The organism is Clostridium sp. DSM 17811 (assembly GCF_018861905.1).
Lineage (GTDB): Bacteria > Bacillota > Clostridia > Clostridiales > Clostridiaceae > Clostridium_AD > Clostridium_AD frigoriphilum.
Genome location: NZ_JAHLDU010000016.1, coordinates 82,055 through 100,515, shown reverse-complemented (window position 1 = coordinate 100,515; position 18,461 = coordinate 82,055). Strand labels below are relative to the sequence as shown.

The 18,461-nt window shown below is 29.2% G+C and carries 14 protein-coding genes; 10 read left to right on the top strand and 4 right to left on the bottom strand.

The genetic code is table 11. The features are described 5' to 3' along the window. Window positions 1-452 precede the first annotated feature (452 nt). The 6 genes from KPL44_RS17775 (at window position 453) to KPL44_RS17750 (ending at window position 7,828) form a co-directional block, all read left to right on the top strand. On the top strand, window positions 453-1,946 hold the full coding sequence (locus tag KPL44_RS17775) for a spore germination protein (protein ID WP_216252901.1): 1,494 nt from the start codon (window positions 453-455) through the stop codon (window positions 1,944-1,946). Further along, complete coding sequence (locus KPL44_RS17770) at window positions 1,927-3,006, top strand: GerAB/ArcD/ProY family transporter (protein WP_216252899.1); 1,080 nt, start codon at window positions 1,927-1,929, stop codon at window positions 3,004-3,006. Before KPL44_RS17775 ends, KPL44_RS17770 begins: the two co-directional genes overlap by 20 nt. Before the next feature lies 1 nt (window position 3,007). Further along, a complete protein-coding gene (locus KPL44_RS17765; protein ID WP_216252896.1) occupies window positions 3,008-4,126 on the top strand; it encodes a Ger(x)C family spore germination protein in 1,119 nt (372 codons plus the stop codon). Window positions 4,127-4,252: 126 nt separating this feature from the next. Beyond that, window positions 4,253-4,711: a PH domain-containing protein gene (locus KPL44_RS17760; protein ID WP_216252894.1), complete on the top strand. Its 459-nt coding sequence runs from the start codon at window positions 4,253-4,255 to the stop codon at window positions 4,709-4,711. Continuing rightward, complete coding sequence (locus KPL44_RS17755; RefSeq protein ID WP_216252891.1) at window positions 4,708-6,138, top strand: PH domain-containing protein; 1,431 nt, start codon at window positions 4,708-4,710, stop codon at window positions 6,136-6,138. The genes KPL44_RS17760 and KPL44_RS17755 overlap by 4 nt, the downstream gene beginning before the upstream one ends. A 313-nt stretch (window positions 6,139-6,451) precedes the next feature. Next, window positions 6,452-7,828, top strand: coding sequence for a L,D-transpeptidase family protein (locus tag KPL44_RS17750; RefSeq protein ID WP_216252889.1), 1,377 nt, complete (start codon window positions 6,452-6,454; stop codon window positions 7,826-7,828). A gap of 222 nt (window positions 7,829-8,050) precedes the next feature. On the opposite strand, the gene KPL44_RS17745 is transcribed toward KPL44_RS17750, so the two are convergent. Continuing rightward, window positions 8,051-8,467 (bottom strand): hypothetical protein, encoded by a 417-nt coding sequence (locus tag KPL44_RS17745; RefSeq protein WP_216252887.1) that lies wholly within the window; start codon window positions 8,465-8,467, stop codon window positions 8,051-8,053. A gap of 184 nt (window positions 8,468-8,651) precedes the next feature. Between KPL44_RS17745 and KPL44_RS17740 the strand changes: the two genes are divergently transcribed. The 4 genes from KPL44_RS17740 to KPL44_RS17725 all read left to right on the top strand — a co-directional run bounded on the left by KPL44_RS17740 (window position 8,652) and on the right by KPL44_RS17725 (window position 14,868). Continuing rightward, window positions 8,652-9,458: a CsxC family protein gene (locus KPL44_RS17740; RefSeq protein ID WP_216252885.1), complete on the top strand. Its 807-nt coding sequence runs from the start codon at window positions 8,652-8,654 to the stop codon at window positions 9,456-9,458. A 174-nt stretch (window positions 9,459-9,632) separates the two neighbouring features. Continuing rightward, entirely contained in the window at window positions 9,633-10,412 is a 780-nt protein-coding gene (locus KPL44_RS17735) for a CsxC family protein (protein ID WP_216252884.1), read from the top strand. A gap of 203 nt (window positions 10,413-10,615) precedes the next feature. Beyond that, window positions 10,616-11,887 carry a DUF7852 domain-containing protein gene (locus KPL44_RS17730; RefSeq protein WP_216252882.1) on the top strand — a complete coding sequence of 424 codons (1,272 nt, stop codon included), beginning with the start codon at window positions 10,616-10,618 and terminating at the stop codon, window positions 11,885-11,887. Between the two features lie 518 nt (window positions 11,888-12,405). Beyond that, on the top strand, window positions 12,406-14,868 hold the full coding sequence (locus KPL44_RS17725) for a sodium-translocating pyrophosphatase (RefSeq protein WP_216252880.1): 2,463 nt from the start codon (window positions 12,406-12,408) through the stop codon (window positions 14,866-14,868). Between the two features lie 78 nt (window positions 14,869-14,946). Here the strand turns inward: KPL44_RS17725 and KPL44_RS17720 are convergent, their stop codons facing one another. The 3 genes from KPL44_RS17720 to KPL44_RS17710 all read right to left on the bottom strand — a co-directional run bounded on the left by KPL44_RS17720 (window position 14,947) and on the right by KPL44_RS17710 (window position 18,361). Next, window positions 14,947-16,404, bottom strand: a complete 1,458-nt coding sequence (locus KPL44_RS17720) for a HAMP domain-containing sensor histidine kinase (RefSeq protein WP_216252878.1) — start codon at window positions 16,402-16,404, stop codon at window positions 14,947-14,949. Then, complete coding sequence (locus tag KPL44_RS17715; protein WP_216252876.1) at window positions 16,401-17,108, bottom strand: response regulator transcription factor; 708 nt, start codon at window positions 17,106-17,108, stop codon at window positions 16,401-16,403. The genes KPL44_RS17720 and KPL44_RS17715 overlap by 4 nt, the downstream gene beginning before the upstream one ends. Window positions 17,109-17,245: 137 nt before the next feature. Next, window positions 17,246-18,361, bottom strand: a complete 1,116-nt coding sequence (locus KPL44_RS17710) for a LolA family protein (RefSeq protein WP_216252874.1) — start codon at window positions 18,359-18,361, stop codon at window positions 17,246-17,248. Window positions 18,362-18,461 lie beyond the last annotated feature (100 nt).

Genomic DNA, 18,461 nt, shown 5'->3' with positions numbered 1-18,461 from the left:
TCAGCGATATCTATTAGGTAATGCAGCATAAACAAAGCGCCTACCAAATGATAGACGCCTTGCTTGAAATCTTTAATTATTTCCACTGTCTACTTGACAGGGGGCAGTTCATTATGGCTTCCCTTATAGGTTCTATTATTATCAACGCTAGTTATATATATTAAAGCAAAGGGGGCTCTGCTTTAACTTCTATTCTATATTTAAATAATAGTATAAGAGTGTGTCAGTTACGTGGCAAATATGTGGAATATTTATTAAGTTTGACATAATTAATGTTAACTAAAAAGAAAAAATATCATGAATGCTTAAGTACATATTTAGATAGGGTTTATTTACAATATAATCATCCGAAATGATTATATTGTATTTTAATTGGATATAATTTTATATAGCAACAATTTTTCACATAACCAATAAAGAAGATTATATCTATGCGGAAGGATGATTTGATTATGGAGGTAAAGGATAAAATTAATTCTATTATGGAATTATGTGGTAGCGACCAACAAATTATAATCAGAAAATTTCATATTGGTAAAGTTAACCCTATTGAGGTCGTACTTTTATATAAAGATGGTTTAGTAAATCAAGATATTATAAATAGAGATATATTAAATCCTTTAATGCACCAAGTTAATGAGGATTTGAGTACCATCGAATTGATTAATGAATATGTATGTGATAAATATATTTCAATGTCCAAAATTTCTATTGAAGATGATGTTAATATAGTTGCGAAAAATATAAAAATTGGACAGACAGCTATTCTTATATATGGAGCAAATAGTTTTATTGTTGCAGATACAGCTGGTGCTGAACATAGAAGTATTTCAGAACCAATGGATGAAGTGGGAGTTAGAGGACCAAGAGATGGTTTTGTAGAAAACCTTCAAGTAAATATAAGTCTAGTAAAAAGATCGCTAAAAGATAGAAATTTGAAAATAGAGAATCTAATTGTTGGGAGAAGATCTCAAAAGGATATAGCTTTATTATATATTGATGATATTGTAGATAAAGATATGCTTGCTGATATTCGTAATCGATTATCATTAATCGACGTAGATTTCATCGGATCTAGTGGAGAGGTTTCGCAATATATAGAAAAGTATCCATATTCTATTTTCCCTCAATCATATGTGACTCAAAGGCCCGATGTTGTGCAATCAAATATTTTAGAAGGGAAAATTGCTATAATGGTTGATGGTACACCATTTGTGCTTACTGTTCCATCTTTGTTTATAGAATTTTTCCAAGCAGCAGAAGATTATTATCAAAGAACAATTGTAAGTAATTTTAATAGATTCATTCGTATCTTTGCAACTTTTGTAGTTGTCATATTGCCTTCTATTTATTTAACTTTAATTATGTATAATTCTGAACTGATTCCAGTTCGATTTATAATTCCTATAGTTCAATCGAGAGTAGGCATAGGTTTATCGCCATTTCTTGAAATATTATCTATGCAAGTTGTTATAGAAATTTTAAGAGAAGGTGGATTACGACTTCCTACTAAAATTGCTCAAACATTAAGTGTAGTTGGAGGTTTTATAATAGGTAATGCTGCTTTGCAGGCAAAAATGGTTAGCCCAAGCACATTAGTAATAGTAGGCGTTGCAACTATTGGAACTTTCATCGTACCAAGCTATGATATGTCAATCTCAATAAGGCTACTAGGGTTTCCTTTATTATTTTTAGTTAATTATTTAGGAGCATTAGGATTAATTGCAGGTTTGTATTTTTTATTTGTACATCTTCTTTCATTAGATAGTTTTGGAGTTCCGTATTTTCCATTAGACAAATATGGTGATTTAAAAGATATGTTTGTGAGAGCTCCATTATGGAAAATGAATAAGAGACCTGAGTCTACACCAAATAATAACCCAGTAAGACAAACTGATTTTAGAAATAAATTTGGAGAAAATAAAAATGAAAAAAATAGGAAGTAACTCGATAACACCAGGTGAGATTACTTTTTTGCTTATTGGATCTATGATTGGTGTTGGAATATTATCATTACCTAATGATCTAGTACCTTTCGCAAAACAGGATGCTTGGATATCCGCATTTATTGGAGCTATATATCCATTATACATGGTTATTATTGCTTCGATTTTATGTAAAAAACATCCTAAGAAAAATGTTTTAGCCTTAAGCAAGATGTGTTTTGGAAAATTTATTGGAAGTATTTTAAATATTGTTTTTTTATTTTATTTTGTATTACTTACTACAGCTATAGCTTTTAAAGTTAGTCTAATAAAGGGGACTTTGATAGTTAGTTTTTTAAGTTTACAAAAGATATTAATAGTAATACTTGCGTTAGCTGCTTATACCGTAATAAAAGGATTAAAGGTCCTAGCAAGAGTAAATCAATTAATGTTTATACTTACTGTTATTTTATCTGTAATTTTATGCGCTGCGGTGTTCCAAGGAAAATATTTAAATATATGTCCAATACTAGGTAGTGGAGTTTTAAATATATTAAAGGCGAGCAAATACTCGGCTTTTGCTTATGGAGGAATTGAAATTATATTTCTAATATATCCATTTATAACTGATAAGACAAAGGTTATGAAATCATCAATAAAAGGTGTTTTAATAACAGCAATAATTTATGCTTGGATTACATTTATTACAATTTATTATGTGGGAATAGATACTATTCCAAAAATATTATGGTGTGTAAATATTGTAGCTAAGACTTTAAGAGTACCTGTTATTAGCAATTTTAAGTTTGTGTTTCTTGTTATATGGGCCCTTATTATTTGCAAAACAATAGCTAATAACTATTTTGCAATAGTTCTTATATTAAAGGACTTTTTTAAAAGAACAAAGACAAAAAAAATTGTTTATATTATTTATCCATTAATATTTTATTTGTCCCTAAAATATAGTAACCTTTCAACATCAACTACTTTCCTAAAATTTATAATTCCTAAATATGTTTTATTTAATATAGTTTATGTGACAATAATAACACTAGTAATTTATTTGAAAAAGGATAATTAAAATGAAAAATAATAAAAAGAAATATATAATTACAATTTTAACATGTATTACGATTGCTATCTTTTTCTCCTCTGGTTTAAAACAGAAGCAACCAATTGAACAATTGAATATTATTTCTGCAATAGGAGAAGACATAGATATAAAGGGTGATATTGTAAAATATATTACATTGTTTTCAGTATATTTATTTGAACCTCAAGAAAAAATAGAGAGTCGTGTAATAAATTCTACTGCTACAACTTTTGGTCAAACAAGGCAGACAAGACAATTAATAGATGATAAGGAAAGCATATTAGGTTCTGAAAAGGTAGTTGTTGAGAGTGAAGAGTCAGTATTGTATGGTATTAGGAATATGATAGATATTTTATTTAGAAATCCATATTTAAATGATACTGCCTATATTGTAGTATGCAAAGATAAGGCATCAAACATGCTTGAAATGAACATAAAAGGATATCCAAGCTCTGGAGATTTTATAGAGGGATTAATTAAGAATTCCAAATACTATAACTTTTTTTCAGATAATTATAAAGTCATAGATTTGTTTTTTGCAGTTGATAGTGAGGGACGAAACCTTGTATTGCCTTACCTTGAAATAAAAAATAAGGGAATTGAAATTACTGGAATGGTTTTGTTTAAAAAAGATAAAATGGTTACAAAAATAAGTATAGACGACTCTAAAACAATGAATATGATAAAAGAAAATAATGTTCGCGGCATTATTACAATACAAAAGAATGCAAAAGAATATATTAACTATTATGCAACTTCCAAGAGGAAAATATCTTGTACTAAGAAAGATGATAAATATAAATTTACTATAAATATTGATTTAAAAGGGGATATAATAGAAAATTCACTTTACAAAAATTTACAAGGCAGTCCTGAAAAAGATGATGAGTTTAAGCGAGATATGGCTAAAAAAATTAAAAAAGAGTGTGATGATTTTATAACCAAAATGAAAAGTCAATATAAAGTTGATTGTTTGGATCTAGGTCAGGTTGCAGCAGCTAAATATGGTAGACAAAAGGGAGTAGATTGGAATTCTATAATATGTAATTCAGAAATTGAAGTAAATGTAAAAGTTAATGTCCAAAAGACTGGGCGAGGTGATTTCTAAATTTAAGGCTAACACGGGGAGAAATTATTGTGTTAGTCTTTTTGGTTTATATTGCCACTAATATAACTAAATATAGTACAATAGATACTAGAGGATGAATAAGCAAATAATTTTATGGAGGTTATTATGAAAAAAATTTCACCGTTTTCAAAAAAAATGTGGACAATTGATGGACTAGTTATTACAAGTGTATTTTTAGTAATTGCAGTGGCTTTAAGTATATTTTTAGGCTTTGATTCAATATGGAAATATATATTAATATTTAGTGTGTATGTAATAGCAATTATAATATTTATAAATTCATTGTTTATGCCAAAATATAAGTATAAAAAATTTAGTTATGATATGGACGAAGAAAAAATTATCTTGAAATATGGAGTGGTTACTGAAATAAATGTAATTATACCAATGAGTAGAGTTCAGTATGTAGATACAGAGCAAGGAATAATATTAAAAAAGTATAAACTGATAAATTTAACTATACATACTGCTGGGGGAGCTTATAAAATTCCATATTTAGAAAGTGAGATAGGAAATGAACTTCAGTTAAGTATTACGAAAACTGTTCAGGAGAGAAGTATATGAGAGAATTAAAGCACCAACATAAATTTACAATATTTTCTGAGGTTTTTCAATTTATAAAAAATAGTATAGTTCCACTTATTATATTTTTAATATCCATAGGTTCTAAAATCCCTAAAAAGTATGGCGGAGATTATACTGAAGTTATAGTGATAATTGCTTTTTTTGGTATAGTTAGCGCTTTAGCTATATTTAAATGGAAGAGAAATGTATATAACGTCCAAGCTGAGGGCATGTACATGAAATACGGTATTTTTGAAATTCATGAGAGAACCGTTCCTTTTTCACAAGTACATACTGCAGATATATCGTCATCATTAATTCAGCGCTTTTTTAATGTCTGCAGGCTTGAGATAGATACTGCGGGTGGAGATAAAAAGTCTGAAATATCTATTTTCTTATCTAAGCAGGAAGCACTAAGAATTAAAAGTATTATATTTAAGGTTAAAGAAAATGAAAATCAAGATGAAATTGTAGAAGAAAAAAACATAAAAAAGCTCACTTCTTCTTTAAAAGATTTATTTGTTATGGCGACATTTTCTACTCGTATTTTAGCTGGATTTTTTATAATTTCTGCTTTTTATTCAAAGGTAGACGATATAGTGCCGAAGGAATTTAAGAAAAAAGCTCAAGGGTATACTAATAATATAATGAAGGGAGTTAATGGTGTTAATATAATCAAATATGTAGTAATATTAATTTTTACTATTTTGTTTATTTCCTGGGTTATATCTATTGGTTTAACTATTATAAAATATTATAAATTTACAGTTATACGCGAAGACGATAATATTAAATTATCATATGGATTATTTGATAAAAAGGAAGTAACTATCCCGGTGAAACGAATTCAAAGTTTATCAATAGTTGAGGGAGTTATTAAAAAGTCATTAGGGTACTTTTCATTAAATGTTGAAACCATAGGTTATGGAAAGGATAAGGGTGAGAGTACAATGATTTGTCCTATTGCTAAAAGAACAGTGCTTGATAAGTTTTTTGTGGATATTTTACCTGAAATGAATATAAGTTATAAACTAGAGAAGTCTCCTAAAAAAGCTTTAAAGGGATTTCTTTTATTTAGATTAGTACCTGAATTTATAGTAATGTCTTTAGTAGCATATTTTGCACCTTATGGGTACTGTATCTTTTTATTAATTCCTATCTTGCTAATCTTATACTATACAAGATTTATTGATAATGGACTGTATTGCAGTGATAAGTTTATTGTTATGAGATATAGAAAACTTGCAAGAGAAACTATTATAATACAAAAGGAGTCTATACAGTCGATGGAAAAAATACAAAATATATTCCAAAAGAAAAAAGCTGTTGCTAAATGTAAAGTAACAATTGCAGGGGACATCTTGGGTAGTTCTTATACGGTTGGATACATGAATGAAGATTTTATAAAAGAGCATGTTGAATTTTGAAATCAAATCAACACAAGGTAAAAAGTGTATATAAAACGACAAATATGTTGTAAAAACACTGTTCATGTACAAATTTTTACCTTTCATGTCATAATTGTATACATATAAGTGGAAAAGAATTATAATACACAGAGATGCTTATTATAATTCAATGATCATATTTTAGATATTACTTGCTTAGTGAAGGCAAAAGTTATCATCTGTTTTTGTAATTAACACAGTAATAAATATTTGCTGAATTTATTTTGAATTTTAATAAACTAGAATTGTATATACAAAATAAAATTCTTATTAAAGGAGGTGCCTTAGGGCAATGCAAACAATAATACATAAAAAAACTATTAAAGTAAGTATAGTGACTTTACCTATTTTAATAGTTATATATTTGGGTATATCAATGTATTTTAGCAATCATTTTTATTATGGTTTTGTAATTAATGGTATTGATGCTTCTTGTAAAACTGTAGAGGAAGTTGATGCAGAAATGTTAACGAAATCTAAAACATATACATTGGATTTGAAAGAACGAAATGGTGTGAAAGAACAGATTAAGGCTAATGAGATTGGCTTAAAATATAATGTAAAAGATAAAATTCAAGCTTTAAAAGAAAGTCAGAATTCATTTACGTGGATTTTTTCGTTTTTTAGTCCGAAAACTTCTGAAATGAATGGCATAGTTACATATGATAATAAACTATTAAAAGAACGTTTTGACAAGCTAGCAGTTTCTGATAGCAAAAAAATAATTGAGCCTAAAAATGTTAGCTTTAAATTTTCTGATAAGGGTTACGTTATTGTAAAGGAAGTTAAAGGAAATAAAGTGGATAGCAAGCAGTTTTATGCAAATTTAGTAAGTGCAATTGTTAAAGGAGAAACAACAATCGATTTGGAGGCGAGAAATTATTACATCAATCCAAAATATACGTCAACATCTCAAAAAGTTAAAAACACTAAAATTTTACTTAATAAGTATATAACTTCAAAGATCACGTATACTTTTTCTGGAGATGAAGAAGGTTTAGACGGCTCTATAATACATAACTTTCTCGGAGTTGACGAAAACCTCGAAATTACATTTGATAAAGATAAAATGGATGATTATGTAAAAAAAGTTGATGATAATTATAATACATATGGTAAGCAAAGAAATTTCGCTACGTCTCTCGGGAAAACGGTAAAGGTAAGTGGAGGCGATTATGGTTGGTTGGTTAGTCGTTCAGGGGAAGTCAATGATCTAATTGTGGCTATAAAAGCTGGACAAACTATAGCAAAAGAGCCACATTACATACAAACTGCTGCATCTCATGATATAAATGATATTGGCAGTACTTATGTTGAAATTAATTTGACGAAACAGCATTTATGGTTTTATAAGAATGGTTCTCTTGTTGTACAAGGAGATGTTGTTACTGGTGGTGTTAGCAATCATCATCAAACCCCTACCGGTGTTTATAAACTAAAATATAAGGAAAAGAATGCAACATTAAAGGGAGAGGGATACAGTACGCCTGTCGATGTTTTCATGCCATTTAATGGCGGAATTGGAATACATGATCTAGCTGCTAGATCTTCATTTGGCGGAAGTGTATATTTGACAAATGGTTCTCATGGTTGTATAAATTGTCCACCTATTTTAGCAAAAACGATATATAACAATATTGATGCTAATACTCCAGTTATATGTTATTAGAATTAATTTAATAAAATGGATTAGATTCTTAAAAATAAAGGTACAGAGTTGTAATAAACTCTGTATCTTTATTTTTTTCATTTATATACAGGCAATAGCAAGCATTTACTGATGGAGTAGTTTTATAAAATGGACGTGATTGCCATTGATATCATGTATTCATAGGTCTGAATTTTTAACAAAACAATATAATTAATCAAAAAAGTCAGTTTTAACTTAACTTTATGAACATGACCACCTTGAATAAGTAAAGGGGGACTGGATATTACAAGGGTTTTCGTCTAACTCAGATAATTCCTTTTTATCATCATGTTTCTTTTTAGAAATGCAATTATTTTTGTCAGTAGGTTTATCATCATGTTTCTTTTCACAAATGGAATTATCTTTGTCAGTAGGTTTATCATCATGTTTCTTTTCACAAATGCACTTATCTTTATCAGCAGGTTTATCATCATGTTTCTTTTCACAAATGCACTTATCTTTATCAGCAGGTTTATCATCATGTTTTTTTTCGCAAATGCACTTATCTTTATCAGTAGGTTTATTATCATGTTTTATTTCATAATCACATTGGTCTTCGCAATCATTTTTATCTTCACACCACTCTTCAGGATGATAATTTATTTTAATATTAGACATAACATCGCGCTCCTTAGATTTATTTAATATATAATACGTAACTTAATTAAAAATGATACTAACATGTTCTTTATTAAATTTCGTAATCAAAGTATTACAATAAGTAAATATACGGTAACTATTGCTTTGTTTATAACATATTATGTAAAGGATCTTAAGACCTGAAAAAAAGGAGGATTTACTTATGGAAAAGAATCAAACTACGCACCCTTGTGATAATTGTGGTGAAATTATTAGTTCCAAAACATTACCTTTAAGTAGTGGAGTTACAATTAAACCAAGTGGTATTAGTGGCCCTTTAGTCGCTAAAATCCCTGTAGTAATTGGCGAAACAGAGATTCAAATAGATATTGAGGCTGAGCTTAATTTGAACGAACCATTTTATGAAATTAAAAGAATAAAGAAAAATGTATATTTAACTCAATGTAAATTACTACCTAGATCGGGAGTAGTTGCTGCAGATGGTACTCTCATATCCGGAAAATTATTTATAAGTGGATTTGTAAGAAAAAATATAGAATATGCAACAGCTGACTGTATAGGGGATAAAGTTGTAAGTGGTAGAATAGCACACACAACAATTGATGTACCATTTACAGCTGTTACGGAACTTGAATATTCAGTGCCACCAGTAGTTAGTGTTCGTGGGGCTCAAACTGAGATAGATTTATTAAGTAGTTGTGGGTGTAATGACTGCACAGGAACTATTATGGGGAAATCAGGGTGTGAACAATATTTTGAAGATAGTATAACTTTTACTGAAACCCCATACTGTGAGTTAGTAGGAGTAAGAATTATTGAAGACGATATAAATGCAGATCCTATAAAATGTCATCCAGGTTCAAAAGTGCAACTTTATAATAAAATAATAGAAAAAATGGTTTTATATATTAAAATTAAAGTATTACAAGTGCAACAGGTAAATATTCCATTTTCTCAGCCAGTTAAACCCGATTGCACTACAACTCAGTATTCCGATTACGAAAAGTAAATATATAAACATTTAGGTATAGCCGTGCATATAAAGAAGATATTATTCTTTATATGTACGGTTATTTATATATATTCGATATATTATATATTTAATGATATTTAGGTAACGCTTATTATATTTTCTACATAGTATGTAGAAGGTCATAAGACCTAATTAAAGGAGGAATTACCTTTGGAAAAAAATCAAGATGTATACCCTTGCGATAATTGTGGTAAAATTATTAGTTCACAAACATTACCTTTAAGTAGTGGAACTACTATTACACCAGTTGGTATTAGAGGCCCTCTAGTAGCTAAAATTCCTGTAGTACTCGGCGAAAGAGAGATTCAAATAGATGTTGAAGCTGTGTTTAAATTAAACGAGCCATTTTTTGAAATTAAAAGAATAAAGAAAAATGTATATTTAACTCAATGCAAATTACTACCTAGGTCGGGCGTAATTGCTGCAGATGGTACTCTTATATCTGGAAAATTATTTATAGGTGGATTCGTAAGAAAAAATATAGAATACGCTACTGCTGACTGTGTAGAAAAAGAAACTGTAAGTGGTAGAATCGCTCATACAACAATAGATGTACCATTTACAGCTGTAACAGAAGTTGTATATACAGTGCCACCAGTAGTTAAAGTTCGAGGAGTCCAAAAAGAAATAGATTTATTAAGTAGTTGTGGCTGTAATGACTGTACGGGCACTATTATGGGAAAATCAGAATGTGAACAATATCTTGAAGATAATATAACTTTTACTGAAAGTCCATACTGTGAATTAGAAGGAATAAGGATTTTTGAAGACGATATTAATACAGATCCTTTATACCATAAAACTAATTCAAAAGTACAACTTTATAATAAAGTAATAGAAAAAATGGTTGTATATATTAGAGTCAAAGTATTACAATTACAGCAGGTAAATATTCCGGTTGTTCACTGTTGCGATGATGACGACGAGTAAAGAGCTCTTATAAACACTTAAAAATAACCGTTTTTCTAAAAAAAATTATTCTTTAGAAAAGCGGTTAGTTAAATATCATCGATATAATATATTTGATGATATTTAAATACATAAGGCATCTGAAATAAAATAAATAATCAGTATGCTAGTCTAGTCCATTTTATTTCATATACCAAATTATTACAATAAAGGAGCATTCTTCAATGAAACCAGACAATAACAGTGACAAATTGGGAATGGTTAAGTTGCTTATTATTTTGAATATGTTACAACAACCAAATTGTATTATAAATGTTAATAAAAAATCCAAGAAAAACTCAACAAATGTTAAACATAAAAATAAAAAATTAGATAATTTAATTGTAAAGAAAAATGCGAAAGATAAAATGGATTCAGAATTAATACTGCCTATAGAGCAAGTAATCATTGAAGAGGATTTAGAATTAATACTACCTATACAAGATGTAACTATTAAAGATGATTCGAAATTTATAACTCCTATTTGTGATAGATTAAGTAAGGAAAAAACCTTTATTATTTCAAAACTAATACAACGATTATATTATAGTGAAATGAGTAATAAAACATTGCAAAACTGCTTAATAGATATTAGTCGTGAAAATAATGCAGCAGCAAATAAGTCAAGCTTGATTAGAAATTCAGAAGATAAATTGGAGACAACATACATACTTCCGACACAAGAGGTAATTATTAAAGATGATATTGAAGGTATAAAGAAAAAAGATGATAGTAATATTACTATCAATGACATTTATAAAACTCATGAAAATATAAATAATAATTACTGTGAAACTTTAATAGCAACATTACCAGTTATAATAGCTGAAAAAAATATAGATATTCCTATTGAATCAACATTTAGATTGAAAAATGCTGCATTAGATATAAAAAACATGAAAAAGAACGTATATTTAACTAGTAGTAAGTTATTACCTATTTATGAAAAAGATGATATTTTACCCTTGTTGAATGGAAACCTTTTTTTAGAGGGTTTTGTTAGAAATGAAATAGATTTTTCTATAGCAAAAGGTGTTTATGATAACATAATTAATCTAGATACTGAATGTGTTATAATTTATATCCCGTTTAAATGTACCTCCTTAATCAACTGTAAGGTTCGCCCAGTTTTCTCAAAAGGAAAGGGTCTAGACTATATCCCCATTTATATATCATCGGATTGTTTAAATATTAATAATGATTTTAATGAATATTTAAGGGAAAAGAACACTCAATGTAGTGAATATATTAATTGTGACATTGAACCTATAAATTGTAAAATGGAAAGGGTGAAAATTTATGAAACATATACCCTACTTGATAGAAAACCTTTTAGTGATAAATTCCCTTTAGAAATGAATTTTAATACTATCAAAGAGAGCATAGTATTAAATCTTTCATTAACATTGATTCAAAAACAAGATATAGTAATTAATCATAGAAAAAATTCTAAGTAACAACATGTAAAACGACAAGTAAACATAGACAAATAAGCAAAAATCGGATATTGGTAATATATATTATATTTTTTGCTGCTATAATAGGTTCTATAATGAATAGAGGTTATTAAATAGCAGTTCAGGACTATGATTACTTTAAATAAATAATAGTAAGCCCACATCTTATGGTAAGGTGTGGGCTATTTTAGGCTTATGATAAATTATAAATTTATGCCTTCCTATACTTTTTAAATATAATATTTAATAGAATTGAGTATGTACTTTATTTTACATTTATGGCATAATATAAAGTGGGAATTGTTTTTATTGTATTTATTAGAATATATTTCAATTTACAAGAAGGGAGGATAATTATTCAAAAAAAGTTAAAAAAAGTTGAATATTATTATTCAAAGTGGTAGTATGTACTTGTATTATCCTAAATTCTTCATTAAATTATATTAGTTTCTGAATGTAACTTATTCAATGTGGAACTTAGGTACCACTTAATTTATAATTTTAGGGAGGTAGTGTTTATGAATACTAACAAAACTGACAAAATTGTAAAGGTTTCAATTCTAAGTAGTGTAATTTTAGCTTCATTATCACCGGTTATTGCATATGCAGATGAATCGAATTTAAAGATTCCAGAGTTATCATCTAGTCAAAATGGAACACTTATGATGGGACTCGTAATTTGTCTTTTGGGCATGGCATTTGGTTTTTATCAATTTTTAAGGGTAAAGAAAATTAGAGCACATAAATCAATGCTTGATGTTTCAGCTATTATATTTGAAACATGCAAAACTTACTTAATTCAGCAAGGTAAATTTATTGCAATTTTATTTCTTCTTATAGGTAGTATTATTGCATTTTACTTTGGTTACTTGCAAGGAACTAGCTTTGGTGGAGTATTATTAGTACTTGGCTGGACTATTGTTGGTATACTAGGGTCTTACGGTGTTGCCTGGTATGGCATAAGAATGAATACGTTTGCAAATAGTAGGATGGCATTTGCTTCATTAAAGGGTAAACCTTTAAACCTTGTAAATATTCCTCTTGATGCAGGTATGAGCATTGGAGTACTTTTAATTTGCGTAGAACTCTTTATGATGTTAATAATATTAATTTTTGTTCCACGTAGCCTTGCAGGTGCAAGTTTCATAGGATTTGCAATTGGTGAATCATTAGGCGCAAGTGCATTACGTATTGCCGGTGGTATTTTTACAAAAATTGCTGACATTGGATCAGATCTTATGAAAATTGCTTTTAAGATTAAAGAGGATGACCCTAGAAATCCAGGAGTTATTGCAGATTGTACTGGAGATAATGCAGGAGATAGCGTTGGTCCTACTGCTGATGGATTTGAGACTTATGGAGTAACAGGAGTCGCTTTAATCTCATTTATTGTTCTTGCGGTTGGTATGGCATTTCCGCAGGCAGATAGATTAATACTTCAGTCTACTCTTCTTACATGGATTTTTACAATGCGTATATTGATGGTTGTTACATCAATTGCAGCATTTTATATAAACAGAGCTTATAGTGAAATGAAATACAGTAATGCCGATGATCTTGATTTTGAACAGCCTCTAACAAATCTTATTTGGATTTCATCAATACTATCAATAATTGTTATTTTTGTAGTTAGTTACTTAATTCTTGGACCTGGTACTCAGGTTGCATTAACCGCAAATTCTAATAGTATTTGGTATGTACTAGCTATAATTATTAGTTGTGGCACTTTGGGAGGAGCACTTATTCCTGAGGTTACTAAAATATTTACTAGTGGTAAATCAAAACATGTACAGGAAGTTGTTACAGCATCAAGAGAAGGCGGAGCTTCATTAAATATTCTTTCAGGACTTGTTGCTGGTAACTTCAGTGCATTCTGGCAGGGGATGGTATTTGTAGTATTAATGTTTGTAGCATATCTTGCAAGTACACTTGGCTTAAAAGATATAATGATATACCCTTCAGTTTTTGCTTTTGGTTTAGTTGCTTTCGGATTACTAAGTATGGGTCCCGTTACTATTGCAGTAGATAGTTATGGCCCAGTAACTGATAATGCACAATCAATTTATGAACTATCACTTATTGAAACTATTCCTAATATTTCGAAAGAAATAGAAAGAGATTTTGGTTTCAAACCAGATTTTGAAAAAGCAAAATACTACCTTGAAGCTAATGATGGTGCAGGAAATACATTCAAGGCAACTGCAAAACCTGTACTTATTGGTACAGCTGTTGTTGGAGCCACTACAATGATTTTTTCACTTATTTTAGTTATTCAAGATGTATTAAAAGTTAAACCTGAAACTATTCTTAATTTACTTAACCCCTACACTTTATTTGGATTTATGTGTGGTGGTGCGATAATATATTGGTTTACAGGTGCATCTACTCAGGCAGTTTCTACAGGTGCCTATAGGGCAGTAGAATTTATCAAGAAAAATATAGAATTGGATGAGAATGCAGATCAAAGAGCATCTACAGAAAAATCTAAGGAAGTTGTTAAAATTTGTACTCAATATGCACAGAAGGGAATGTTTAATATATTTGTTGCGATATTCTCATTTGCACTAGCATTTGCATTTTTCTCAGCACCTAGAGGTAATAACACTGAGCCAGTAGCATTCTTCGTTGCTTACCTTATATCTATAGCAGTTTTTGGTTTATATCAGGCTATATTTATGGCAAATGCAGGTGGATGTTGGGATAATGCTAAAAAGGTTGTTGAAGTTGATTTAGATGAGAAAGGTACTCCGCTTCATGATGCTTGTGTTATTGGTGACACAGTTGGAGATCCTTTCAAAGATACTTCATCAGTAGCATTAAATCCAATAATCAAATTTACAACATTATTTGGAATGCTTGCTATGGAAATTGCTATATCAGAAAGATTCAGAGCTGTAGCTCCATACATTGGAGCGGTATTCTTTGTAATTGCGATTATATTTGTATGGCGCTCCTTCTATAGAATGAGAATTAAAAATTAATGTTAGTTTAAATTTACAAAGGACTAGATTTTATTTTAAATCTGGTCCTTTGTATTTTATGTTGCTTGCCATATTACGTTATTCCTTAGATTGATTTTGTGGAATCCAGCAAGCAAAAACTGTACTATTATCCTCTGAAAATATTCTTACTTCACCTTCATGCTTCGCTATTACTAGATTAACAATGCTAAGACCTAGGCCCACGCCATTACTTGTCTTTTTACTCCTAGAGTCATCACACTGGTAAAAAGGTAAAAATACTTTATCCTTATCCTCTTTTGGAATGATTACTCCGTCATTTTTAATTAAAAGTACAAAGCCTTCACTTTTTATAAGATTTAGCTCCTCGATATCCTTATGTCCAAGCCTCTCTGTAAGTTTCTTATCTCCCATTGAAAAAGCACCCATGTAAATATTTCCCCTTTTAGGAGTGTATCTTAGAGCATTTGACATCAAATTGTCTACTACTCTTGTCATTTGGTTTACATCCACCTTATATTTACCCTGAAGGCTTATTTCACATATAAGCTTAATTTCATTCTTTTCACAATCTTCATCATAGCCAGAGAAGAGCATTTCAAAGAGTTCATAACCATCAACCTCTACAAAATTCATCTTATAATCTGTTGTTAGTAGGTTATACATTAAGAGATCATCTATCATTTTTTGCATATAAACACTTTTATTTAATATAACTAAAGCTTTATTTTTAATTTTCTTAATATCAGAATCTTTTTCATTAATAATAGCTTCTGAGTAAGCTCTTACGGCTGTCAACGGAGTTTTAAGGTCATGTGATATTGCAGAAATCATATATTCTTTTGTTTTTTGGTCTGCTTCTATAGTTTTTCTTTTATCTTCTATGTCCTCTTCCATGATATTAAAATTAGTAATAATTTCGCCTATTTCATCCTTGTTTTTGTACTTAACTGTATTTCCATCTCCCGTGGCAAAATTATGCATTCCTTCTACTAATAGTTTTATTGGCTTATTAAATTTTCTATTAAGTAGCAATATAACAGATGCATAGATTATAATAAGTACGAAGATAAAACATATTATTGCAATTATTGTTTTATTGTTTACATCCTTAACAAAAATATTTCTTGCAATAGTAATCTTATAAAATCCTATTAATGTACTATCCTTAAATACTGGTTTTTTTAAAGTATAGGCCTTATACCCAGTAACTACCTTGTATAAATCAGAATACAATTCTTGTGTTTGAGTATATAGCATGCTGCTTTCATTAGAAGGATATATTTTTTCTCCCACATCTGTATATAATTCTATAAGTACTAAATTTTTATCTTTACTTATTACAAAGTTCTTATCTTTTAAGGAATTTGTATTATATATTTCAGGACTTTGTATTTTATCTTCATAGACTTTAAATTTGCTCATAATGAGTAAATAATCTTTTAAATCATTATTTTTATTATAATCTACGAGAACGTTAAACAATAAGGCAGCCGTTATTATTGGAGCTAACATTATAATTAAATGAGATAAACTAAGCCATTTTTTAAGTTTCATATATTTAGCTCGCCTATAAATTTATAACCTGTCCCCCATACTGTCTGAATAAAAGTAGGCTTTTTTATATTATCATTTATCTTCTCTCTGAGAGACTTAATATGAACGGTAACGGTGTTATTACCATTCACATCAACATTCTCCCATATATGATGGTAAAGATCTCCTTTTGAGAATACTTTATTAGGATTTTGAGCCATCAGAGCCAAGATGTCGAATTCTTTTGAAGTTAAGGATAGCTCATAGCCGTTTAGTAATACTCTGTTTTCTTCTAGGATTATTGTTAGCCCATCTTTAAATTGAAGTTTTTTATCTATCTGAATATAATTTTCTTTTTTTCTACCTCTTCTTAAATGCGCTTCAATTCTGGCGGATATTTCCATAAGGCTAAAGGGTTTTGTCATATAGTCATCCGCCCCTGATCTTAGCCCTTTTACTTTATCTAACTCCGTTTGCTTTGCACTAACAATTATTATTGGTACTTCTTCATTTAACCATCTTATATTTTTACACAATGTAAATCCGTCCATCTCTGGAAGCATAACATCGACCATAACTAGCTGAAACTCTTCTTTTTTAAAATCCTCTAGGCCTTCTTTACCGGTTGATGCCCAAAATACTTCATAACTTTCCTTTGTCAAATGTTCTTTCATTATACTAGCAATCGCTTCGTCGTCCTCAACTATTAATATTTTTTCCTTCATGTACTATTCCCCCATAAAATGCTTATATGCACAATATTATACCATGATATACTTATTTTGAGACCGTATAAATTTTTATTGAAATTCATTAATAAAAAAACATTACATGTGTAAATCCTGCACATGTAATGTTTTTGCTAATTTGTAACGACTAAAGCTTCCACTACCTTTTTAGCATCTTCCATAGTAACTTTTGGGTTTCCAACAAGTATACTATAATTAAGATCATTCTCGCTCCATGAAATGCATTTAATATCTTTCATAGCTGATCCTTTTTTACCTCTAATAGTTATTTCCTCTTCCCCTGGAATTTTTAAGTTTTTATCAACACTATCAATTACTTTATTACCATCTATTACTGTAGTTAATGTAAAAGCTAAAGCTCCATCTTTTTCGTAAATCTGGTTTATTTCTTTGTGTTTGCTTTTTTCAATATTTAAATATTTAACTTCTTTTAACTTGTAGGTTGAATTTTCTTTTAAAGTCAATATAGGTTTTCCTATTATTTTAGCAGCTTTATTTAAATCTATAGTAGTTTCATTATTTTTTGCAGCACCCTCAATACTCTCAACCTTAACATCTGAGGGAAGCTTTTGGACAAATACGCTATCATCAAATTTAGGTGAAAAATTTAGTTTTGAATATTCCATAATAGATTTGTTATTTCCACTCTCTGAAGAGGATTTCACCAAAAACCAATTGGATTTTTCTATCCAATACTCTTGATCTCCTATAATACTGTTCTTTTCTTTTGCCACTGCTGAAATATGATAGGTTTTAAAGTCTCCCACAGTTTCTTCACCTTTAAAAGTTAATTGATGTGTCTTACTTATATTTCCCAATTGATTAATTAATTGATCCTTATAGTTTGCATTTGAACCTAGAGCTAACTCAGATCCTATTTTCATACTAAAAGCTTTTTTATCTTTAGCTGTATAGGATATAAGTTTGTCCCCATCGTTTGTGGTTACAACTTTCCCAGAAGTTTTATCTTCTGTTTCTATACGTGTCTTTACTTTACCACTAGAGTTATCAGTCCATTGTTTAAATAACATACTTTCTTTTAACTTCTGATTTTCGTAGCTATCCATTTTAAATTCTGCATAATAAGACTTTGATTTTTCATTTGCTTTCATTACATTTGTTATTACCTCTTCGGGTATTATTACATCCCCTTTAGTACTGCAACCTGTAAATAAAGAGGCTATAACAGATAAGCCAATTAATGTAGTAATAATTTTTTTCTTAATCATAATAATTCTCCCCCTATTTTTATTCAATAAATTAACTTTATATATCTATTAGCCATGTGCACAAACCCTGGTAGATACTGAGATATTGTTCTTCTTACAA